Here is a 6,141-nt window from a genome sequence, read left to right on the forward strand (position 1 = left end):
TTCATCCTCTACCCTGTGGGGAGAGGAAAGAGGTGAGGGGGTTAAATTAATATTCTCTTTGGACTATGTAGTCTGCTAATTCTTTAAGAATGGTTGCTTTTTTACCTAATATATTTAAATCTTTCTTGGCACTTTCAATTAACATGATTGCTTTTTCTTTTGATTTCTCTATTCCGTAAATTGACGGGTAAGTTAATTTCTTGTTTTTTATATCTGAACCTTTCTTGCCCAGTTTTTTCTTATTACCGGTAATATCTAAAATATCGTCAACTACCTGGAAAGCAAGCCCGATTTTTCTGCCGTAATCTGAAAGCGCCTTGACTTTTTCCTGTGAGGCATTCGATAAAATCGCCCCGACTTTAAGCGATACTTCTATCATCTTCGCCGTCTTATGCTCGTGAATGTATCTAACTAATATTTCGGATTTAGACCCTTTTACTTTAGACCTCGGACTTCGGACATCGGACATCCCCATTTCTATATCCGCTACTTGTCCGCCTACCATGCCTTTTGTTCCTGCGGCTACTGCTACTTCTTTTACAACTAACGGGTGAATAATTTCGAACGCTTTTGTTAAAAGTCCGTCACCGGCAAGTATGGCTATTGCTTCACCATATTTTTTGTGAGAAGTTAATTTGCCCCTGCGGTAATCGTCATCGTCCATAGCCGGTAAATCATCGTGAATAAGCGAATAGGTATGAATCATTTCAATTGCACAGGCAGTCGGTAAAATATCTTTCACGGAACCACCGCAAATTTCACCGGCAGCAAGACATAATACGGGTCTGAGCCGTTTCCCACCGGCAAAAATACTGTATTTCATTGCAGTATTTATAATCGGCGGTGTTTCTTTGCTTTCGGAAAAATATTTTTTAAGAGCGTTGTCTATTATTTTTTTTTTCTTTTTTAGATATATTTTCAGGTCCATTTGTGTTGTCATTTTATTAAATCCGTCTGGGGTTGTCAACTCTGTGTTTCTGATAGTTAAAATGCCGTATTCGGTTAGCTTACAAACCAGGATTAAAAAACGTACCAATAGCTTGAGCTAATTGCATCCCAAATTTTTCTGAATGACTTTGTTTAATATTCTCCCATTGGTTTTTACTGCGAATGAAAGTTTGAAAACGTGATATTTCAATACAATGTGTTAGGCTACCAAGAATATCTTTTACCCATGTATTAAACCATCCATCCGGAATCTTTAGTTCCCACCAGCTGTTATCAACCCAATCGGTATGCTTGAAAAGATATTCACCAAATTCGATTTGCTTTTTATAATACTCATCAGAAACTGCTGTTTTAGAAAATCTTGTCAGCGAAGCAGCGGAACCTTTTTTTGAAGCCCAGCCCATATGTAAATCTAAAATCATTTCAAACCTTTCACCATTCTTCTTGGCTAAAAGCAACCAATCTCTTATTGCACTGGTTTCAGGCAATTCAAACGCTTTCCAATCTCTGTTCGGGTTGATGGACGAGGTCCTTTTTATGTTAAATAATCCGTCAATATCCACTACCGGAACAATACGCCAGCATAAATATTTTTGAAGTAATTTACCTTCAGGTGTACCAATGAGATAACGAGTCAATGCATCTAAAACCCTCGGTCCGCTTGTCTCCTGATTATGCTGAAGAGCTTGTAAATATATAGTACCAATATATTTTTCTTTCGGCTTAATTATAAAACCATAAATATTTCTTTTATCCCGGCTGGTACCAACAACTTCTATTTTTGTACCGCTGTTTTCTACTGTTTTTATCAGGTCATTCAAATTAGACGGGGTATATGGTATATCGGTAGCCAAAAAAAGCTTGTCGGATTCCGGTTGTACATCAATGTGAACTTCCTGTCCAACTACATGCACTGTATCCAGGTTCTCCCAATTCAGTCCGTCACTACTTTTAAAAATAACTCTTTCAATAACTTCTGTAAAATTATGGTTTCTTGCATAAGGGCTTTCTTTATCTTCATTCTTAGTCCACTCTAAAATAATTTGTATGTTTTTCCCTTTGGCATTTAACAAACATGCATGCCAATAAAACCAGATATTTCCGCTTGTTCCTTCAGGTGTATCCGGTTGACAACGGACCTTATTTTCACTTTCCCAGTTAATAACTTTACAACAACCGTTATCAAAATTCCCGTGTAACTCAGGTGTTTTCATAAAATATTCCCTTAAGATAAATATGTATAATTAAAAACCAAGTATGCGTTCAGAACCTGTTTTTTCAATATGTATTTCACCTAACAGTCCTTTGTGGGGTTGATATTGAGATTTGTTCTTTTTTGTGAAATGTTTGATTTCTTTTGAGTTTATAACAACTTCCACTAATAATCTTACCATATTTTCCAAGTCGTCTATAGCGACATATTCTTCATCAATCCGGTTTTTCTCGTTGTTGCGATTATGATAGTTTCCAAGCGGGATACATAAAGCACCGGTTTTATATAAGTCCTGATATGCAGTCCCTTCACATGTACCACCATCCATTAATTTCCGGTTATATTTAAATGATGACTTTTCCAACTTAAGCTGTTGAGCAACGTAAACCAGAAAAGCGGTTATTCCCGGATGGAAAATGCTTTGTTTGTCCCCGACACGGATAATCACACCGCCGTGAATTGGTGCAACAGGTAATGCTTTACTGGTTTCAAGCGATATCACCGTAGCTTGGGACGGTATAGTTCTATTCATGCACAAATAGTTGGCTCCGTGAAGACCCGCTTCTTCAGCGACGGTGAAGACGCACATTACACGGTGTCGTATTTTTCTTTGGACAAGCTGGTCTATCATTGTCAGCATAGCTGCACAACCTACCAAATCATCACAACCGCGTGAATGAAGCAGCCCACCTTCGGTTCTACAAGGCGGAAAATCCCACAAACCGAAATCGGAATTTGCAACCTCACTTTTAACGGAAAGTACAATACGTGTAATATGTTGTTTAGGATTACGAATAACTTTAATAATTTTACCGACTGTCTGTGTCCGTTTGCCGAATATGCGGACATTAGCAGGCTTGAGAGGGTCACAGGGAAAATCGCCAAAGGTGATAGCTGACGCTTTGCCCCGACCTAGGTATTTTTCTATAATAAAACCGGGATGGTCCATATGGGCGCTAAAACATAATGGTAGATTTTTTTCAAATTGTTTACCATACTCGGCTAAAACGTTTCCAAAATTATCAACAGAAACAGGAACGTTCCTCTCTTGGCAAAATTCAAGAATATGATTACGAATTCCGTCTTCCTTAAACGGGACCGAAGGATGTTCTAATAACTGTTTTGCTATTTTTATTATATTTAAAGGATGTTTGTTATTCATAATCTGTGTCCTTTCCGATATGATATATCAAACAGTTAAAAATGTCAATGGGTAAAATTACACTAATCCGGCATTGAGAAGATGATATAGACGAAGGGATAAAAAATAAAGAACCCTGCTGAAAAGCGGGGTTCTTTACTATATAATTCTTAACGTAAGCAGAGCAAGCTCTGCAGCTACATTTGAATAGATAACCACTACACAAAATCGGCAGACCAAGGGTCTGCAACTACATTATGTCTGACTTCTGACATTGCCCGCCCCACCACTAATGCTTTGGCGGACAAGAATCTCACCGCTACAAATCCTAATTCAGCAGAGCAAGCTCTGCGACTACAAACACCTTATTATAGAAAACAAAATTACTTTTTGTTTGAAAGTTTTAAAATAGCTTCGGCTACCATTTTTTTTGCCTGATATATATCAGAAGGGGTCGTGGAATAATCTGTCATATTCCGGGCAACCATATTTATGCTTTTAGTAATAACGTCTTCTCCTTCTTTTGCCAGTTGCGTGTTTCCTTCTTTTTTATATTTATCAACTAATTGTCCCAGCATATACAGGTAACAATAATCTTCCCTGCCTTCACGCATTACTTCTTCACGGATTGAACTAAAAAACGGATTGTTTTTATCAAGGGCAGGATTAGGATAAAGATAATTTCTTGAGCTTGGATATGCTTCTTCATTATTTTTCCACATTTTGTTTATTGGTTCTCTAAAACCCATGTCATAATCAAAAAAAGGAAATAAATCAATTTGATATTTATATGCAAGCCAGTAGATATTTCTTTGTTCTATCAAAAGATGGTGCTGTATGTAACCGGGGGCAGCTAATGTGGCGCCCCAATACCAGCCAATTCTGTCTCCAGCTTTTTTTCTGGCCAACATAAAGTCGGTTATCTCACCTTCCCACAGGCTAAGATGAGGAACCCATATGCCGGCATAGCCTATCATTTGGTTAAGACATCCTAAAGCACGACCGGTAAATTCTGATTCAAAATTTGTGAATCCGGCATCTATTATTTCCTTTTGTGATTGCTGCCATTTTTCAAGAACGCCTGCTTTTAGAAAGTCGGGCTCGTCCCAGGTAACTAACATGAAATTATCCAACCAGCCTTTCTCTTTCAAATGATTGTATGTTTTTTTAAGAACTGCCTGCCGTTCCGGTCCCATACGGTCATCGTTGTTCTTAATACGAAGAGGTCCTGCAGGATAAAAAAACCTCATATCTACGAAAATCCAGAATTTGTTCATACCAAGCTGCATAAGTTCTTCTGTTTTTTTATCAAAATCATCATAAGAACCTTCAGTCGGCGGATTCCATGGTAAATATGAATTCCCACGGTGAAGTTTAACCATATGTTTTGCTTTCATTTTTATGTATTCATACTCAGGTATTCCTACAGTTTTAGCAGCAGCTGTATTGTCACCCCATTGAAGCAGTCCTAAAGGACATTCTTTTAGTAAAACAAAATCCCATACTGTTAAGGAAACCTTTACATCTGTCCGTTTGCCATTCTTTGGAATTATAGAAACTGTCCCTGTATATGTTCCTGCTACAGCTTCTTTGGGTACATAAAAAGTAAGCCAGACTGTATTGTTATTGTTAGTGTGTGCATCAAATACTTTGTCTAATTTTAACGGGTCAGGACGTAATCCGAGAAGTTCATCTATGGATTTAAGGTGGCGTGCTTTTATAAATTCCTGCCTTTGTCCTCCACTGAGATCTTTAAAAAACCAATTCTCGTTCTCCAAAATTACATATGCGGTATTGTGATACTCGAAATTAGTCTTACTTATTTTAATAGGAGTGTTATCGGATAATTTACCATTGAGGTCCGAAAATTCAATCTTTATACCTTTCAGGTCTTCTTTGCCTTTTGGTATTATGATGATTTGCGCAGGCTCATACTCGTCTTTCGCTGTATATAGTTCTATGGTTTTAGTTTTACCGGTAAATTCTTTGTCCCGGAATACACTTAACATAGAATTTTCCACAAAAGCATCATACATCACTGCCGCACAAGAAACATTTGCAAAAAAACCGATGACAACGGTTATTAGGACTGCTACCTTTAAAAAACTTTTCTGCTTCATTAATACAACCTCCCATTAAATTCTGTTATAGGGTTTTAGGGTTTTAGGGTTTTAACTCTATAAACTCTACGAACTCTATAACTCTATAACGCTTCTCTTATTTTATCAGACCTATTTTTCCTGTTATCTTTCTACCGGTAACATCTTCTATTTGGTAAATATATATTCCTTTGCCTACTTTGTCTCCTTTGTCATTCTTAGCATCCCACTCGAGCCAGCCAAAATTACCATAATCTACTTCTTTGAGTTCACGGATTATCTCGCCTGTCACACTATACAATTTCATTATACTATTTAATGGCAGGTTTGTCACCTTTAATTTACCCAGGACCGCTGTAGCCGGATTATATGGATTCGGATAGATTTTTATATTACTTAAATCTGCAGATACATAACTACCCAATATACGATATGTTGAAAAGTGTCTTACGGTTGCTGTTACCGTGTTGTTTACTTTATCTACTGTCTGTGCTCCTGTAACTAAATCCCAATCTGTTCCACTCCAGTAGTAAATTCTAAGCCCATCTTCACTTAATGTCCCTATATCCGATGTTGTATATGGTATCGTTATATTTACTGACCTTGCAAACATCTGGTTTTGTAGTGTTGGTGCACTTTCCGCACTTCCACTAAATGATAACTCGCCAAAATCATAACATACCGGGTTCCTGGTATTAACATATTGCGTTGTGTTACCTACGGACGGCGGTACTCTTGTC

General features: G+C 37.6%; 5 protein-coding genes. All 5 read right to left on the minus strand.

From position 1 onward, the window contains the following. Window positions 1-46: 46 nt before the first annotated feature. Complete coding sequence (locus tag PHE88_08435) at window positions 47-940, minus strand: polyprenyl synthetase family protein (protein MDD5687842.1); 894 nt, start codon at window positions 938-940, stop codon at window positions 47-49. 67 nt (window positions 941-1,007) lie between these two features. Next, complete coding sequence (locus PHE88_08440; GenBank protein ID MDD5687843.1) at window positions 1,008-2,162, minus strand: M14 family zinc carboxypeptidase; 1,155 nt, start codon at window positions 2,160-2,162, stop codon at window positions 1,008-1,010. A gap of 30 nt (window positions 2,163-2,192) precedes the next feature. Next, window positions 2,193-3,323, minus strand: a complete 1,131-nt coding sequence (locus PHE88_08445) for a M20/M25/M40 family metallo-hydrolase (protein ID MDD5687844.1) — start codon at window positions 3,321-3,323, stop codon at window positions 2,193-2,195. Between the two features lie 362 nt (window positions 3,324-3,685). Then, window positions 3,686-5,422, minus strand: coding sequence for a DUF6067 family protein (locus PHE88_08450; GenBank protein ID MDD5687845.1), 1,737 nt, complete (start codon window positions 5,420-5,422; stop codon window positions 3,686-3,688). Between the two features lie 97 nt (window positions 5,423-5,519). Further along, the coding region (locus PHE88_08455) for a hypothetical protein (GenBank protein ID MDD5687846.1) at window positions 5,520-6,141 on the minus strand (622 nt) is incomplete at its 5' end.

It is taken from the genome of Elusimicrobiota bacterium, assembly GCA_028718185.1.
In the GTDB taxonomy this organism is placed as follows: domain Bacteria; phylum Elusimicrobiota; class UBA8919; order UBA8919; family UBA8919; genus JAQUMH01.

Excerpts from the sequence above, each read along its gene's own strand:
- PHE88_08440 (MDD5687843.1), bottom strand. The coding sequence starts at position 2,162 with ATGAAAACACCTGAGTTACACGGGAATTTTGATAACGGTTGTTGTAAA.
- PHE88_08450 (MDD5687845.1), bottom strand. The coding sequence starts at position 5,422 with ATGAAGCAGAAAAGTTTTTTAAAGGTAGCAGTCCTAATAACCGTTGTC.
- PHE88_08445 (MDD5687844.1), bottom strand. The coding sequence starts at position 3,323 with ATGAATAACAAACATCCTTTAAATATAATAAAAATAGCAAAACAGTTA.
- PHE88_08435 (MDD5687842.1), bottom strand. The coding sequence starts at position 940 with ATGACAACACAAATGGACCTGAAAATATATCTAAAAAAGAAAAAAAAA.